General features: G+C 64.4%; 11 protein-coding genes. 10 read left to right on the top strand and 1 reads right to left on the bottom strand.

From position 1 onward, the window contains the following. The 10 genes from HRH33_RS00265 to HRH33_RS00220 all read left to right on the top strand — a co-directional run bounded on the left by HRH33_RS00265 (nt 1) and on the right by HRH33_RS00220 (nt 14,256). Nucleotides 1–1,290, top strand: a complete 1,290-nt coding sequence (locus tag HRH33_RS00265; protein WP_034101501.1) for a DotU family type VI secretion system protein — start codon at nt 1–3, stop codon at nt 1,288–1,290. Beyond that, nucleotides 1,287–4,787, top strand: coding sequence for a type VI secretion system membrane subunit TssM (tssM, locus tag HRH33_RS00260; RefSeq protein WP_040266745.1), 3,501 nt, complete (start codon nt 1,287–1,289; stop codon nt 4,785–4,787). The genes HRH33_RS00265 and tssM overlap by 4 nt, the downstream gene beginning before the upstream one ends. Beyond that, on the top strand, nt 4,784–5,437 hold the full coding sequence (gene tagF / locus HRH33_RS00255) for a type VI secretion system-associated protein TagF (protein WP_034115463.1): 654 nt from the start codon (nt 4,784–4,786) through the stop codon (nt 5,435–5,437). Before tssM ends, tagF begins: the two co-directional genes overlap by 4 nt. Next, a complete protein-coding gene (locus HRH33_RS00250; protein ID WP_034115462.1) occupies nt 5,438–6,157 on the top strand; it encodes a PP2C family protein-serine/threonine phosphatase in 720 nt (239 codons plus the stop codon). It abuts the gene before it with no gap. After that, nucleotides 6,154–9,156: a serine/threonine-protein kinase gene (locus HRH33_RS00245; protein ID WP_167416948.1), complete on the top strand. Its 3,003-nt coding sequence runs from the start codon at nt 6,154–6,156 to the stop codon at nt 9,154–9,156. The genes HRH33_RS00250 and HRH33_RS00245 overlap by 4 nt, the downstream gene beginning before the upstream one ends. Beyond that, a complete protein-coding gene (locus HRH33_RS00240; RefSeq protein ID WP_034139827.1) occupies nt 9,156–9,860 on the top strand; it encodes an ABC transporter ATP-binding protein in 705 nt (234 codons plus the stop codon). Before HRH33_RS00245 ends, HRH33_RS00240 begins: the two co-directional genes overlap by 1 nt. Then, a complete protein-coding gene (locus tag HRH33_RS00235) occupies nt 9,860–11,044 on the top strand; it encodes an ABC transporter permease family protein (protein WP_167416949.1) in 1,185 nt (394 codons plus the stop codon). Before HRH33_RS00240 ends, HRH33_RS00235 begins: the two co-directional genes overlap by 1 nt. Further along, the gene (locus HRH33_RS00230) at nt 11,037–12,749 is read left to right on the top strand and encodes a formylglycine-generating enzyme family protein (RefSeq protein ID WP_167416950.1); all 1,713 of its coding nucleotides are present in this window, start codon (nt 11,037–11,039) and stop codon (nt 12,747–12,749) included. The genes HRH33_RS00235 and HRH33_RS00230 overlap by 8 nt, the downstream gene beginning before the upstream one ends. Before the next feature lie 84 nt (nt 12,750–12,833). After that, nucleotides 12,834–13,757 carry a type VI secretion system-associated lipoprotein TagQ gene (gene tagQ / locus HRH33_RS00225; protein ID WP_167416951.1) on the top strand — a complete coding sequence of 308 codons (924 nt, stop codon included), beginning with the start codon at nt 12,834–12,836 and terminating at the stop codon, nt 13,755–13,757. A 124-nt stretch (nt 13,758–13,881) separates the two neighbouring features. After that, nucleotides 13,882–14,256 carry a hypothetical protein gene (locus HRH33_RS00220; RefSeq protein ID WP_003195530.1) on the top strand — a complete coding sequence of 125 codons (375 nt, stop codon included), beginning with the start codon at nt 13,882–13,884 and terminating at the stop codon, nt 14,254–14,256. A 115-nt stretch (nt 14,257–14,371) separates the two neighbouring features. On the opposite strand, the gene HRH33_RS00215 is transcribed toward HRH33_RS00220, so the two are convergent. After that, nucleotides 14,372–15,772, bottom strand: coding sequence for an aminoacyl-tRNA deacylase and HDOD domain-containing protein (locus HRH33_RS00215; RefSeq protein WP_173603342.1), 1,401 nt, complete (start codon nt 15,770–15,772; stop codon nt 14,372–14,374). Between the last annotated feature and the right edge of the window lie 84 nt (nt 15,773–15,856).

Below are 15,856 nucleotides of genomic sequence, written 5' to 3'. Positions count from 1 at the left end.
ATGCATCCCAATGATGACGACCGCACCCAGTTCATGCCGCGCCCGGGTGGCCGTGCGCCGGAACCCGCGCGTGCAGAGCCCGCGCCTTTGTCAGTGCCCGCCGCGCCGATGCTCACCGGCAAGAGCCAGGGCCTCAACCCGCTGGAAAGCGCCGCCGGCCCGCTGCTGGCATTGCTGACGCGGCTGCGCAACACCATCGCCCACCCGGCGCCGGCCAGCCTGCGCGCGCAACTGTTGGCCTACCTGCGCCAGTTCGAAGAGCGTGCCGAGGCCGCCGGCGTGGCGCGCAACGAAGTGCTGCTGGCGCGCTATGCGTTGTGTACCGCCCTGGATGAGGCGGTGCTGAGCACGCCGTGGGGCAGCACCAGCGAGTGGGGCAAGCAGAGCCTATTGATCACCGTGCATAACGAAGCCTGGGGCGGCGAAAAAGTCTTCCAGTTGCTCGACCATTGCCTGCAAAGCCCTCGGGAACGCTTGTACCTGCTGGAGTTGCTGTACCTGTGCATGTGCCTGGGTTTCGAAGGTCGCTACCGCGTGATGAACGACGGCCGCAGCCAGTTGGAAGCCCTGCGCGAGCGCACCGCTGCGGCGATTCGCAGCGCCCGTGGCGAGCACGAGCGCGAGTTGTCGCCGCATTGGCGCGGCGTGACCGTGGCGCGAGATCGCCTGGCGCAATTTATGCCGCCGTGGATCGCCGTGGCCATCGGCCTGGCGCTGCTGCTGGCGCTGCTGTTCGTCTTACGCATGCTGCTGGCGGGCCAGGCCGAACCGGTGTTCAAGAATATCCATGCCCTGGGCGAGATCCCGGTGCAGAGCATCGACCGCCCTGTGGCGCAGCCGAAGGTCATCGAACGCCCACGCCTGGCCGGCTTCCTGGTGGACGACATCAAGGCTGGCCGGGTGGCGGTGGAAGATGCCGTCGACCGCTCGGTGGTGACAATCCGTGGCGACGAACTCTTTGCGTCCGCCAGCTCCAGCATTGTCGATGACTACCAGCCGTTGATGCTGCGCATCGCCGACGCCATCCGCAAGGTCAAGGGCCAGGTGCGCGTGACCGGGCACAGCGATAACCGCCCGATTGCCACGCTGCGCTTCCCATCCAACTGGGCGCTGTCTGAAGCGCGGGCCAAGTCGGTACTGGAGATCCTCGCCGCCAAGACCGGCCAGGGCGAGCGCTTCAGCGCCGAGGGCCGCAGCGACACTGAGCCGGTGGCCACCAACGCCACCGCCGAAGGCCGTGCCCGCAATCGTCGGGTTGAAATCACCGTATTGGCGGAGGGCGTCGAGTGAAGGCGTTTTTCAGTTTTATGATTCGCTGGGTGATCCCGGTACTGGGCCTGATCGCCCTGAGCCTGATCATCTGGTTTGTCGGGCCGTTGCTCGACGTGCTGGTGCCGCAAGGGCGCCGCTGGGCATTGATCGTCCTGATGTTCGCGGTGTGGATCGCCTATCGCGTGTTCCGCATTATCCAGGCGCGCCGCCAGGCCGCCGAAGTGATGCGCAGCCTGGCGGCGGACGCCCCGGTGGACCCCAACAGCGTGGCCACCGCCGAAGAACTCGCCACCCTGCGCCAGCGCATGGACGAGGCCCTGGCGCTGCTCAAGAAAGCCAAACTTGGCGGCGACGAGCGGCGCAACCTCTACGAACTGCCGTGGTACGTGATCATCGGCCCGCCGGGTTCGGGCAAGACCACCGCGCTGGTCAACTCCGGCCTGCACTTCCCGCTGGCCGCGCAGCTGGGCGCCGGGGCGGTGCGTGGCGTCGGCGGTACGCGTAACTGCGACTGGTGGTTCACCGACCAGGCCGTATTGCTCGACACCGCCGGCCGCTACACCACCCAGGACAGCAACTCGGCGGTGGATAAAGCCGCGTGGCTGGGCTTTCTCGACCTGCTGAAAAAACAACGCTCGCGCCGCCCCATCGACGGCGCATTCATTGCGATCAGCCTTTCGGATTTGCTGCTCGGCACCGACGCCGAGCGCGCCGCCCACGCGGCGGCGATTCGCCTGCGGATCCAGGAGCTGTACACGCAATTGGGCGTGCGGTTCCCGATCTACCTGATGTTGACCAAACTCGATTTGGTCCCCGGCTTCATGGAGTTTTTCGACAACCTGAGCAAGGAAGAGCGCGCCCAGGTGTGGGGCATGACCTTTGCCCTGGACGACGGCAAAAGCACCGACAGCCCGCTGGCGCATCTGCAAAGCGAGTTCGCCGGCCTGGAACAGCGCCTCAACGAACGCTTGGTGGAACGCCTGCAACAGGAGCGCGACCCGGCGCGGCGCGACCTGATCTACGGCTTCCCGCAGCAATTCGGGGCCTTGAAGGATTGCCTGCAGAGCTTCCTCGAAGGTGTGTTCAAACCCAACGCGTTTGAAGAGCGTGTGTTGCTGCGCGGCGTGTATTTCACCAGCGGCACCCAGGAAGGCAGCCCTATCGACCGCCTGATCGGCGCCATGGCCCAGAGCATGAACCTGGACCGCCAGCACCTGGCGCGCCAGAGTGGCACCGGGCGCAGCTACTTCATCGAAAAACTGTTCACCGCCGTCGCCTTTGCCGAACGTGGCCTGGTGGGCGTCAATCCCAAGGTCGAGCGGCGTCGCAAGTGGATCGCGCGCGGTGTCCTCGCGGCCACCGTAGCCCTGGTGGTGGTGGTCAGCGGCCTGTGGTGGGTCAGTTATCGCGCCAACCAGGCTTATATCGCTCAGGTCGACCAGAAGGTCGCGCCCCTGGGCCAGACCGTGCAAAACCTCAGCCCGGCACAGCGCGACGTACTCGCGGTGCTGCCGCTGCTCAATGCGGTGAAGAACCTGGCAGGGGATTCGCCGAGTTGGTCCGAGGGCCTGGGGCTGTATCAGGGCGACATGCTCGAAGCCGAGTCCGCCAGCGTCTACCGCAAATTGTTGATTGCCGTATTCGCCCCGCGACTGGTGACGCGCATCGAGGAACAACTGCACGGCGGCGGCAATTCCGACTTCCTCTACGAAGGCCTCAAGGCCTACCTGATGCTCGCCGACAGCGAGCACTACGACCCGGACTTCATCAAGGCGTGGATCGCCCTGGACTGGGACCGCAACCTGCCACGGGACCTGCCGGCCGATCAGCGCCAGGCGCTGACCGGGCACTTGCAGGCCCTGTTCGAACGCCATCCGCCGAACGCACGCCTGGACCCGCGGCTGATTGACGACCTGCGTCGTCAATTGCAACAACTGCCGGTGGCGCAGCGTGTGTATGACCGGGTCAAGCGCCAGAAACTGCCCGACGGTATCCCGGACTTTCGCATCAACGAAGCCGCCGGGCGTGATGCCGCGCTGGTGTTCAGCCGCAAGAGCGGCAAGCCTCTGGGCGAGCCGTTGAGTGGGTTCTTTACCGCCAAGGGTTATCGTCAGGCCTTCCTGCTGAGCAGCTTGAACCAGACCGGCACCCTCGCCGAAGAACAGTGGGTGCTGGGCCACGAACAGGCCGATCAACAGAACGTGGTGAGCCTGGCCGCCGATGTGCGGCGCCTGTATTTCCAGGACTACCAGCGCCAATGGGACGCCTTGCTGGCGGACATCGACTTTGTGCCGATCACCAGCGTGGCCCAGGCCGCCGACGTGCTGCGGGTGATCTCCGGCCCGACGTCGCCACTGAAAAAACTGCTGGTGGCGGTGGCCAAGGAAACCGATCTGCAAGCCGAAGAACGCCAACTGGCCGCCAAAGGGGTGCCGGTCGAAGGCGGCGTCGACAAGCTCAAGGAACGCCTCGGCAGCCTGTTGGGCCAGGAGCAAGCTACGGCCAACGCGCCGGCGGCGACGGACGATCCAGTCACTGCGCACTTTGCCGAACTCAACAGCATCGTCAGCAAGAATGAAGGCGAACCGGCGGCCATCGACGGCCTGCTGGCGGACATGAATGCGCTGTATGTGCAGGTCAGCGCCATGGTCGGCGCCAGCGGCGATGCGTTGCTCGGCGAGGCGAAGAACCAGGCGGCGGCTGCGGCCACACGGGTCAGCCTGAATGCCGAGCGCCAGCCGCCGCTGGTGCAGGGCATGGTCAAGTCGGTGGTCAATTCCACCACCAACAGCATGATGGGCGGGGTGCGTAACCAACTGAACGCGGCGTGGGTCAGCGAAGTGGTCAACGTGTACCGCCAGTCGCTGGCCGGGCGTTACCCGATGTCGCCGGGCAGCGCACGGGACGCCACCCTGGATGACTTCGGCCAGTTCTTCGGCGTGGGCGGGGTGATGGACAACTACTTCCGCAAATACCTGCAACCCTATGTGGACACCTCCGCGCAGACCTGGCGCTGGCAGCCGGGCGCGGCGCAGAAACTGGGGATCGCGCCGGGCGTGCTGCAAACCTTCCAGCGTGCCGCGACGATTCGCGATGCGTTCTTCCGCTCTGGCGGCACCCAACCGATTGTGCGGTTCGAGCTTAAACCGGTGTCGATGGACCCGAGCATCACCCAGTTCCTGCTCGACCTCGACGGCCAACAACTGAGCTACGACCATGGCCCGAGCCGCCCGGTGGCGATGCAATGGCCGAACCCGGGCAGCATTGGCGTGGTGCGTATTTCCATCATGCCGCCATCGGCCAGTGGCCGTTCGGGCGTGACCCTCGACGGCCCGTGGGCGTGGTTCCGCCTGCTGGAACAGTCGGACCTGACCCCCGGCAACTCGCCGGACCGTTTCAACCTGCGCCTGCGGGTCGACGGCGCGAGCATCGCGTACGAGCTGCGCGCCAACAGTGCTTTCAACCCGTTTAAGAGCCGGGTGCTCAGCGGTTTCAGCCTGCCGGAGCGGCTATGACGACGTTGGGTTTCTACGGCAAATTGGCCAGCCGTGGCGATTTCGTCAGCCGCGCTTTGCCGCAGAGTTTTATCGGCCCGTGGGACAGCTGGCTGGCGGCGGGGTTGCTCGCCAGCCAGAACAGCCTGGGCGGTGACTGGCTCAATGCGTACCTGGTCAGTCCACTGTGGCGCTTTGTGCTGGCGCCGGGTGTGTGCGGGCCGGACGCCGCCGCAGGTGTGGTGATGCCGAGCATTGACAGGGTCGGGCGGTATTTCCCGCTGGCAGTGGTGGCGCTGCTGGATCACGACACTAACCCCGCCTCGCTGGTGGGAGGGCCGGACGCCTGGTTCGAGCAGGCCGAGCAATTGCTGCTCGGCACTCTGGACAGCGGCGCAACCTTCGAAGGCTTCAACGAGGGCCTCGACCGCTTGGGCGTGCCAACCACTGAACCGCGTGCACTCGACAGCCGCTTTGCGGGCTTGCAACGCGTCGCCGCGACCGTGCCCCAAGGGCGACTGGCCGCGCTGGCCGAACAGGCCTGCGAAGGCGCCAGCCTGTGGTGGGGCCGAGGCTCGCAACAGATTTCTCCTGGTTTATTGCGGTGTCAGGGCCTGCCTGCCGCCAGCGATTTTGCGCAGTTTTTGCTCGGACAAGAAGGTGTGGTGTAGATGGGGTCGACGTACAAATCCGCGAGCAAAAGCCATGTGGGCATGGTGCGCCAGGTCAACGAAGACGCCTGCCTGGACCTGCCGGAGAACCGCCTGTGGGTGGTGGCCGACGGCATGGGCGGGCATGCGGCGGGGGATTATGTCAGCAGCTTGATCGTCGACAGCCTGCGCAATGTGCCGTTGGGGCGCTCGCTGGATGAATACACGGCGGCGCTGCGCAATGATTTGGTGCGCATCAACGCCGCCGTGCGCGAAGAGACCGCCCACCGTGGCGTGACCATGATGGGCAGCACCGTGGTGCTCCTCGCCGCTCGTGGCCTGCGTGGCGTATGCCTGTGGGCCGGCGACAGTCGCCTGTATCGCCTGCGCGATGGTGTGCTCGAAGGCATCTCCCGCGACCACAGCTACGTGCAAGACCTGCAAGACAGCGGCCTGCTCAGCGAAGCCGAAGCCCGTGTGCATCCGCGCGCCAACATCGTCACCCGCGCCATCGGCGTGGAAGCGCACCTGAACCTGGCGACAGTCGACCTGCTAATCGCCCCGGGGGACACCTACCTGCTGTGCAGCGATGGCCTGAACAAGACCGTCGAAGACCATGAGATCCGCGAAGTGCTCGGCCATGACACGCCGGATGAAATCGTGCGCAGCCTGGTGCACCTGGGCCTCAACCGCGGCGCGCCGGACAACATCACCGCCATCGTCGTGAAGGTATCGGCATGAACATCCTGATTCCGGGTTATGACATCGAAGGCGAGATCGGCGAAGGCGCCATGGCCAGCGTGTACCTGGCGACCCAGCGCTCGCTGGAGCGCAAGGTGGCCTTGAAGGTAATGGCAGCGGCCCTGGCGGCCGACCCGAGCTTCTGCGAGCGCTTCCTGCGCGAGGGCAAGACCCTGGCGCGCCTGTCCCACCCCCACACCGTGACCATCCATGACATCGGCAATGTCGGTGAGCTGTACTACATGGCCATGGAATACCTGCCCAACGGCACGCTCAAGGAGCGCATCGCCGCCGGCATGACGCCTGAGCAGGGCGTGACGTTGATTCGCCAGATTGCTTCGGCCTTGGGTTACGCCCATGCCCAGGGCCTGGTGCACCGCGACGTCAAACCGGCGAACATCCTGTTCCGCGCCGATGGTACGGCGGTGCTGTCGGACTTCGGCATCGCCAAGTCCCTGGACGACCGCACCCAATTCACCCAGGCCGGTTTCGCCGTGGGCACCCCGAGCTACATGAGCCCGGAGCAGGCGCGCGGCCAGGAGATCGACGGGCGTGCCGACCTCTACGCCCTCGGCGTGGTGCTGTATGAAATTCTGGTGGGTGAGCTGCCGTACAACGGCACCGATGCGCTTTCCACCGCCCTGGCCCACCTGACCGAACCGTTGCCGGAATTGCCGGTGCATCACGGCCGCTATCAAGGCGTGTTGCGCAAGTTGCTGGCCAAAGACCCCGCCGACCGTTTCCCGGATGCGGCGGCGTTGCTGCTGGCGCTGGACCAACTGCCGGCGGATTCGCCGGAAGCCACGCTGGTGCGGCCGGTGGCTCTGCCGCTCAGTTTCGACCTGGCGGGGATGACGCCGGAATCCATCGAGATTCCTACCGGCAAACCAGAGCCACAGCCCACGCCGCCGCCAGCGCGTCAGCCGGTGGTCACCCCGACCCAGCACGGCGAGCAACGGCGCGGACCGGTGTTAGCATTGGCGGCCGTGGCGGTCGCGGTGGCATTGGCCATTGGGGGAGCCAGTTATTGGTGGATGAGTCGCAGCGATACCCCAGTGCCGGCGCCTACCGCCAGCCAGCCGAAACCGCCACCGACGCCGACTGCGCCGCCAGAGGTCAAACCCGCAGTGGCCGAAGCGGACGGCGGCGGCCGCCCGTTGCTGATGGCGGGCAAGAAAACCTTGTTCCAGCGCGTGCTGAGCAAGCCCGGCGCGAAACTCTCCAGCGACGCCGGCAGTGCGCCGGGCAAGGCGCTGCCGGCGTTCTCCGTGCTGTACGTGTACCAGCGTAAAGACGTGGGTGGCCAACCGTGGGTGCGCGTCGGCGCCGCCACCGATGGTCGCAGCGACGGTTGGTTGCCGGCCACTCAGGTCAGCGACTGGAAGCAGAGCCTGGTGCTCAAGTTCACCGAACGCTCGGGCCGCGCACCGGTGATGTTCCTGCGTCAATCCGGCGAAGTGGAGAAATTGCTCGCCGACCCCGCCGCCGCCAAAAACGTGCTGGCCAAGGCGCAGAAAAATAGTGAAGACAACGGCCAGGTGCTGGCCTTGGAACCGGCCGCCAGCGCGGTGCCGCAGAACCAGTTTTATCTGCTGCCGATCTTCGATTCCAAAGAAAGCTTCGACGAAAACGGCCAGCCGGTGCAGTTGCTTAACGTGGCCTCCATCGACCCCGGCAGCAGCCCCGTGGCCAAGCCCGCAACGCCGGTACTCAACGCCAACGCCGATGCGTTTCGCACAGCCGTGGTGTTGGTGGTGGACACCACTGTGTCGATGCAGCCGTATATCGACCAGGTCCGCGACGTGGTACACGAACTGCAAACCCGCATCGCCGAACGTGGCGAGCTGGACAGCGTGAGCTTCGGGTTGGTGGGCTTCCGTAACAGCATCAAGAAAACTCCTGGCCTGGAATACGTGGCCAAAACCTTGATCACCCTCGATCAGGGCCGCGACCCGCAACGCTTTCTCGACATGGCGCGCCAGGTCAAAGCCTCGACGGTCTCCAGCCACTCGTTCAACGAAGATGCGTTTGCCGGGGTAATGCAGGCCGTCGAAGGCATGGACTGGTCCGGCTACGGCGGGCGCATCATCCTGTTGGTGACCGATGCCGGCGCGCTGCGCAAGAACGACCCGTTCGCCGCCACCCAGATGAACGAAGCCGAAGTGCGCCAGGCTGCGTTGGGCAAGCAGATCAAAATCTACGCCTTGCACCTGCGCACCGACGCCGGCAAGAAAACCCACGCTGGCGCCGAAAGCCAATACCGCATTCTTACCGCCGACGCCAACCCACAGATCGGCGACCTCTACACGCCGGTGCCGGGCGGCGACGTACGCAAACTGGGCGAACGAGTGGATGAGATCGGCACGGTGTTCGCCAACCTCGTTCACCAAGTGCGCAGCAACACACCGCAAGCGGTGCCGACGCTCAGCTCGGCACCAAGCCTGGCGGATAAATCCGCAGCGGTCGGTTATGCGATGCACATGGACTTCCTCGGTCGCAAAACTGCAAGCCAGGCGCCGCAACTGGTCAGCGCCTGGACCGCCGACCGCGACCTGACCAACCCGGCGCTGCCGGCGTTCCAAGTGTGCGTGATGCTGACCAAGCTGCAGCTCAACGATTTGCAGCAATCGCTCAAGCTGATCGTCGACGCCGCGCGCAAAACCCAGACCTCACCCAAGGACTTCTTCCAGGAAATCGCCAGCGCCTCGGCCTACATGAGCCGCGACCCGCAGGCCCTGCGCAAGGGCGGCAACCTGGCCGACGGTGGCATCCTCGGCGAATACCTGGAGGGCCTGCCGTACCGCAGCAAGTCGCTGAACATGACCCAGGATTTGTGGTTGTCGTTGAGCGTGGCCGAGCAGGAAGACTTTATCGACGAGTTGGATTCGAAAATCCGCCTCTACGAAACCTTCCACAACGACGTGGCCAACTGGGTCCGTTTCGGCGATGCCGAGCCGGGCGACGCGTTGTACCGCGTGCCCTTGTCGACGCTGCCGTGATGCTGAACCTGAGCGCCGTGCACAAGAGCCGGGGCGCCGGTAGCCAGCGCTACAGCCTGGTGATCCCGGCGCTGCACCTGCGTGCGGGCGAGCAAGTGGCGATAGTCGGGCCCAGCGGCTGTGGCAAAAGCACCTTGCTGGACCTGCTCGCACTGGTGCTGGCGCCGGATCAGGTAGGCCGCTTTGAATTCAATCAACAGGACATTGCCGGGCTGTGGCGCGCCGATCAGCAATCGACCTTGGCCCGGTTGCGCAGTCAGCACCTGGGTTACGTGTTGCAAACCGGCGGGCTACTGGGGTTTCTGGATGTGCGCGGCAATATCGCGTTGTCCCGCCAGCTACTTGGCCTGAAGGATGACGGCAGCGTGGCGCGCCTGGCCGACCAATTGGAAATCAGCGATCAGTTGGGCAAGAAGCCTTCGGCGTTGTCGGTGGGCCAGCGCCAGCGCGTCAGCTGTGCCCGTGCCTTGGCCCATGCGCCGCAACTGGTATTGGCGGACGAACCCACGGCGTCCCTCGATCCATTGAATGCCGAGCGGGTCATGCACGCCTTGCTGGCTCAGGCCCGTGAACATCGCGCCGCCTGTGTGATCGCCACCCACGATGAGCCGTTGGCTCGCGCCAGTGGCTTGCAGGTTCGACGCATCCATTGCCGACGCGATAGCGACGGTGGCGTCACGGCGACGCTGGGGGAGGCCGGTTGATGCGCATCCCTCTGGTGGCGTCGCTCGCCTGGCAGGACTACCGCAACGACGTGTGGCTGTCGGCCTGCTCGGTGCTGGCGTTGGTGGCGGTGATCGCACCGTTGCTGGTGTTATTCGGCCTGAAATTTGGACTGGTCAGCAGTTTGACCGAACGTTTGGAGACGGACCCCGCCACCCGTGAAATTATTCCGCTGGGCGGTGGTCGATTCAGCAGCGCGTTTATCGAGCAACTGGGTCAACGGCCGGACGTGGCGTTCGCCATCCCGCGCACGCGGCAGATTGCGGCCACGGCGCAGGTGGGCACGTTGGTGCTGGAGATGCTGCCGACCGCGCCGGGCGATCCGCTGCTCGGCGGCTTGCCGGTGCCTAAGGGGCTGGAGCAGATCGTCCTGAGCCACACCGCCGCCGAGAAACTCGCGGCACGGCCCGGTGACTGGCTGGAGACCCGTTTCGCGCGGCAAGTGGCCGGGCGTGTCGAGGCGCGTGATACACGGTTGCAGGTGCTGGCGGTGTTGCCCCTGGAAGCGTTCGCCCGGGACGGACTGTTCGCCGGGCTGGGCTTGCTCGAAGCGGCGGAAGACTATCGCGACGGCCGTGCGGTGCCGGCGCTGGGGTGGGACGGTGAGGCGGCAGGCGTGGGTGAGCAGCGCGTCTACCCGGCGTTTCGTTTGTATGCGCGCGGCCTCAACGATGTGGAGCCGTTACGAGTGTTTTTTGCGAGACAGAACATGCTGGTGTCGACCCAGGCGTTGAGCATTGCACAGGTGCAATCCTTGAGTCGCAACCTGTCGATTGTGTTCTGGATCATCGCCGGGTTGGCATTGGCCGGAGCGTTCGCGGCGATTTTCGCCGGTGCCCTGGCCGCGGTGGCGCGCAAGCGTCGAGAATTGTCGGTGCTGCGCCTGCTGGGGTTTTCCACCGGTGCGCTGTTGCTGTTTGTGGTGTTGCAGGCGCTGTACAGCGCGGGGTTTGCCGCCGTGTTCAGCGCCGGGTTATACGGCCTGGCCGAGGCAGGGTTGAATCAATTATTCGTGCAGGTGCCGGGCGAACACGCCAGTCATCTGTTGGCGCATCACTATGGCTTGGCCCTGGTGGCCGTGCTCGGCGTCAGCGCCGTGGCGGCGGCCTGTGGCGGTTGGCGGGTGGCGCGTATCCAGGCTTCTGAAGGGATCAGAGATGTATAAGTTATTGGGCGCCTGTGTGGCGCTGAGCCTGGCCTCCCTGGCCTGGGCCGATGAAGCCAGCGACAAGCTGGACAACCCCAAACCGTTGCCGGATGACGTGAGCCTGCCGCTGCCCTGCGAAGGCAACATGGTGTTCCGCTACGCCTACGTGCTGGCCCAGGGCACTCTCGATGACCGTGAGATCAGCCTCGGTTACCCCTTCAGCGAAGGCGAAGCCGGTTACCAGCAGTCGTTTATCTCCGGCTACCGTCGCGACTTCATCAACGGTCAGTTCACCCTCAAAGACCTGCCCAAGGACTGGAGCAAAGTCATCACGCCGTTGATGCCCAAGACCGACGCCAAAACGCCGCTCAAACCGATGCTGTATTTCATCGGTAAGTACGAAGTGACCGCGCGCCAATACGCTCAGGTGATGGCCCAGGCGCAATCCCTGGCCAGCGGTGAGCCGGCCCCGGCCTGTGACGCGCCGACCGGCATGGCCGCGCGTTTGCCCAAGGTGAAGTTGTCGCGGTTTGAGGCCGAGCGGTTCTCGGCGGTGTACAGCGCCTGGCTGCTCAAATATCACCGGGATGCGCTGCCGGTCAGTGGTCGCGGCTCGTCCGAGGACGATGGCGGTGTGGGCTTTGTACGCCTACCCACCGAAGTGGAGTGGGAATTCGCCGCCCGCGGCGCCCAGGCCGTGAGCCGTCAGGACCTGGAAGGGCGGCTGTTCCCGCGTCGCACCGAAGGCAGCGACAGTGACGGCCCGCTGGGCGACTACGCTGTCTTCAACCAAGTGGCCGGCGGTACTGGCCAGGCCGCGCGGTTGATGCCCATCGGCACCAAACTGCCCAACCCGATCGGCATGTTCGATGTGATTGGCAACGCTGCGGAAATGGTCCAGGAATCCTTCCAGCTGGTCCACGCCGGCCGCCGCCAGGGCACCTATGGCGGGTTTGTGGTCAAGGGCGGTAATTACCTGGAAGGCGAGGGCACGTTGTTCACCGGCATGCGCCGTGAGTACCCATTGTTCGCCGCCGACGGCACCGAGCAAAGCAACGAGACCACCGGTTTCCGCGTGGCGATTGGCGCACTGTCGGCGCCGCGCTCGCGCTACAAGGAGCTGTTTGCGCAGTGGCAGAAAGAAGGTCGCCTGGCCTCGCTGACCGATGCCATCGACGACGCTCAGGACCCGACCAAGCGCCTGGACAGCATTATCGCCGCCAGCGTCGACCCCAAGCTGCAAGCCGAATTGGGCCTGGTCAACGAGGAACTCAAACGCAACGTATCGCTGATCGCTCAACAGCGCGAAGAAGCGGCGGGTAACCTGATCCAGTCGGCGGCCCTGGTGGCCGAGACCATCAGCAACTACAACATTCGGCTGATCAACTTGCAGAAGAGTCGGCAGCAGGCCTTGGACAACAAAGACGAAGCCAGCGCGCAGTTGTTTGCCACGGCCATCCAGAACGGTCGCAGCGCGCTCGACGGCGCGGTAGCGATCTATATCGACAACCTGGCCACCGGCACCCGCTATACCGATGCGGTGATCCAGGCGCAGTTTCAACGGATCAAGGAAGAGTTGGATCGCAAACCGGTGCTCGGCAAGAGCCTGGTGACGCGCGCAACACTGTTCGTTCGCCATGTCGGCAACTACCGCAAGCAACAGCGGGCCGACCCGGCAACGATCTTGAAGGAATTGCTCGCAGCGAGCGGTCAGCGGTCTTGATCGTTGGCTGTATGGCGAGCTTGGAAGGGACTCAGGCGGCATCGGCCGTGCTGGGCAAGTCAAACTTAGAAGAGAACACAACTTATGCTTTTTTCCCGTAAGGCGGTTTCCAAGCGTCACTTGCTGCTGATCGCAGCCGGTTTCAGCACCGTACTGACCGGTTGCGCCACGTCGCCGGCCTCCAAGGTCGCGTCGAGCACCAAGGTCGAGTACTACCCAAGCTGCTACGAGCCGGTCCAGCACCTGCGTGCCACCGATTCGGACATGACCAAGTCGGTCGTTACCGGCGCGGCCATCGGCGCTGCCGGCGGTGCCCTGCTGGGCGTGTTGAGCGGCGACAAGGACAAGCGCGGCCGTAACGCCGCCATCGGCGCGGCGGGCGGTGCCCTGGCCGGCGGCGCGGCGGGTTACTACACCGAGCGTCAGAAGCAGATTGCCGACGACAACCAGCGCATTGCGTCCTACGCGGCCGACGTCAACAAGAGCGTGTCCGACATCGATCGCAGCACCGCCTACGCCAAAGCCTCGCAGCAGTGCTACCAGAGCGCGTTCACCAAGCTGGTGGCCGATCGCAAAGCCAAGACCGTCAACGACACCGAAGGCCGCAAGCGCCTGGCGGAAATCGTCGCCGGCCTGAAGGAATCCAACGACCTGATCGTAGCGGTCAATGGCAAAGCCGCCGAAGACCTGAACAACTACACCCAGGCTTATGAGAAAGACCTGCAACAGGTCGGTGTACAGCGTAACGACGTGGTGACCGTGGCCACCGCCGATACCACTCCGGTGGTTGCTCCGACCAAGGGCAAAAAGGCTGTGAAACCGGCCAAGAAGCCAGTGCTGCCGGTGGTGCCGAAAGAAGCTGTCGCTACCGAGAAAACCCTGCAGACCGCGCAGACCAAGCAAGCTGAAAGCAAGCAGGTCGCCAGCGCCGGTAAGGCACAGATCGAAGGCACCTGCCGCGATCCAAACCTGGCCGACTGGGCACCGGTCCCTTGCCCTAACGTTTAAGCAACATGTTGCTATAAGCGTTAAACGCCAGCCGATCTCCCGCTAAAGCGCGAGATCGGTGGCGTTCTTCCGGCAAATCGCTACACTGCTGCGGCCACTCAATAATTACACCGAGGCCGTGTGCATGAAATTTCGTCTTCTCCTGTGGGTGCTGGGCCTGATGATGGGCAAAGCCAGCCGCACCAACCCTGCCTTTCAGCAACAACTGGGTGATAAAGACCTGGCGTTCCAGTTGCAGACCCTCGACGGCAAGGTTGCCCGTCATTTCATCGTCAAAGATCAGCGCATCACCAGCCGCTCGGGTGTTCACCCCGCGCCGGCGTTTGCCATTGCCTTTAAAGATGCCGCCTACGGCTTCGCCACGATGCAGGCGAAAAACAAGCAACTGGCGTTTATGACGGGGATTCAGGACAAGTCGATCCAGATCAAGGGCAACCCGGCGCTGGTGATCTGGTTCCAGGGGCTGACGAAGTACTTGAAGCCGAAGAAAAAGAAGTAGGGCTTTTCAGCTAGACCGAGTTGGATTTATCGGGGGCAAGCCCCCTCCCACATTTGGAATGCATTCCCATGTGGGAGGGGGCTTGCCCCCGATTGCTATCTGACAGGCGCCACACTCAGCCCTGAGTGAATTGCGAGGCCAATTCGCGCAGCAAAACTTCGGCGTCCAGCACCTTACCCACCACTTCGTCAGCTTTGTCCCGGCTCAAGCCCAGACGCTCAAGCAGTGCATCCGGGATCGCTTCGTCCGGTCCGGAACCGATCCCACGGCTGCGCAGCAGGCGAACGGCCAGGCACACCAGGTTCGGGTACTCGGCGTAGTTACCGTCGTAGGTCGGGTCGTGCTGGAAGCGCAGGGCGGTGGACAATTCGTCCGGCATGTCCCAATAACGCATCAACCAGGCGCCGATCTGCTCGCGGCTGATGCCCAGCAAGTGCTGTTCCACATAGCTGTGGCACAGGTGTGGGTTGACCTCCAAGTGGCGGCAGATCAGCGAGAAGTGCGGCGGGAACACATGGGCCAGCAACAGGTAGCCAAAGTTGTGCAGCAGGCCGGCGAGGTACGTCAGGCCCGCTTCCGGGCGCTGGGCGCGGGGCATGGCGCGGGTCAGGCCCTCGATCACGGCCGCGGTGTAGATCGACTGGTGCCAGTACGGCGTGGCCTGTTGCGGATGGTCCTTGGGCAGGCTCAAGGTTTTGCCCAGGGCCAAGCCCAGCGCCAGGTTGATCACCAGGTCGAACCCCAGCACGCGCACGATGGCGTCTTCCACGGAGCGGATCTTGCCCGGCGACGCGTAGTACGGCGACGCCGCCCAGCTCACCACCTGCGCCGCCAGCGCCGGGTCGGTTTCCACCACGCCGGTGATGTCGTCGATGGTGGCGTTGGGGTCGACCCGCAGCTTGATGATCTTCTGCGCAGTGTCGGCCAGCGGCGGAATTTCGATGGTCGCTTCCAGGCGCTGCTGGATACGGCGAGCGGTGAACGCCTGCATCGCCTGGGTGATTTCCTCGCGGTCATCATTAGGGCGGTCGAGGTTCGGGCGGATATTGCTCAACGGCTCGCCGAATTGCGCGGCGCTGGCCTTGGTGAGCATCGTCTTGAAGGCATCAGTGGGGATTTCCAGCAGCAGCCCGGCTTCGCCCGAATGCACCAACAGGCTCGGCTCGTTGAGCAGGCTGCCTTCGTACAGGCATGGCGAACTGGTGAGCGGCGGCAGGCCCGGCAGCAGTTTCAGGTCGTGCTTGTCCAGCATGCGCTTGATGCGATCCGGCGCCACGGCGGTCAGGCGACGCCCAGTGAGTTCGGCGAGGCGGTTGAGGTCCAGCAGTTGGTTCTGGGGAAACAGCACCATCAGTGCGCCCACCGCGTCTTCCAACAGCACGGCCTGCACCTTTTGCGCAGGATTCAGGCCCGGTTGTTCGGCGACTTCCGTGTAGCTGACGACAAGCTTGGCGAGCAGAGCGCGGATAACCGGCGGGGCGGCCAGCGGGGCTGTGGCGTGGGCAACTTCTGACATGGCCTGATCCAATTTCGTACAGTCACCGAAGTATAACCAGCTTGATACAAGTGTTGGTCGGATAAGTGCTTTTTGTGACCCGGT

Source organism: Pseudomonas rhodesiae, assembly GCF_013285305.1.
In the GTDB taxonomy this organism is placed as follows: Bacteria; Pseudomonadota; Gammaproteobacteria; order Pseudomonadales; family Pseudomonadaceae; genus Aquipseudomonas; species Aquipseudomonas rhodesiae.
The sequence above is the reverse complement of the archived record's forward strand: the minus strand, read 5'-3'. Positions and strand labels throughout refer to the sequence as shown.

Coding starts and splice junctions, on each gene's coding strand:
- HRH33_RS00265 (WP_034101501.1), top strand. CDS start 1: ATGCATCCCAATGATGACGACCGCACCCAGTTCATGCCGCGCCCGGGT.
- tagF (WP_034115463.1), top strand. CDS start 4,784: ATGACGACGTTGGGTTTCTACGGCAAATTGGCCAGCCGTGGCGATTTC.
- HRH33_RS00250 (WP_034115462.1), top strand. CDS start 5,438: ATGGGGTCGACGTACAAATCCGCGAGCAAAAGCCATGTGGGCATGGTG.
- HRH33_RS00245 (WP_167416948.1), top strand. CDS start 6,154: ATGAACATCCTGATTCCGGGTTATGACATCGAAGGCGAGATCGGCGAA.
- HRH33_RS00240 (WP_034139827.1), top strand. CDS start 9,156: ATGCTGAACCTGAGCGCCGTGCACAAGAGCCGGGGCGCCGGTAGCCAG.
- HRH33_RS00235 (WP_167416949.1), top strand. CDS start 9,860: ATGCGCATCCCTCTGGTGGCGTCGCTCGCCTGGCAGGACTACCGCAAC.
- HRH33_RS00230 (WP_167416950.1), top strand. CDS start 11,037: ATGTATAAGTTATTGGGCGCCTGTGTGGCGCTGAGCCTGGCCTCCCTG.
- tagQ (WP_167416951.1), top strand. CDS start 12,834: ATGCTTTTTTCCCGTAAGGCGGTTTCCAAGCGTCACTTGCTGCTGATC.
- HRH33_RS00220 (WP_003195530.1), top strand. CDS start 13,882: ATGAAATTTCGTCTTCTCCTGTGGGTGCTGGGCCTGATGATGGGCAAA.
- HRH33_RS00215 (WP_173603342.1), bottom strand. CDS start 15,772: ATGTCAGAAGTTGCCCACGCCACAGCCCCGCTGGCCGCCCCGCCGGTT.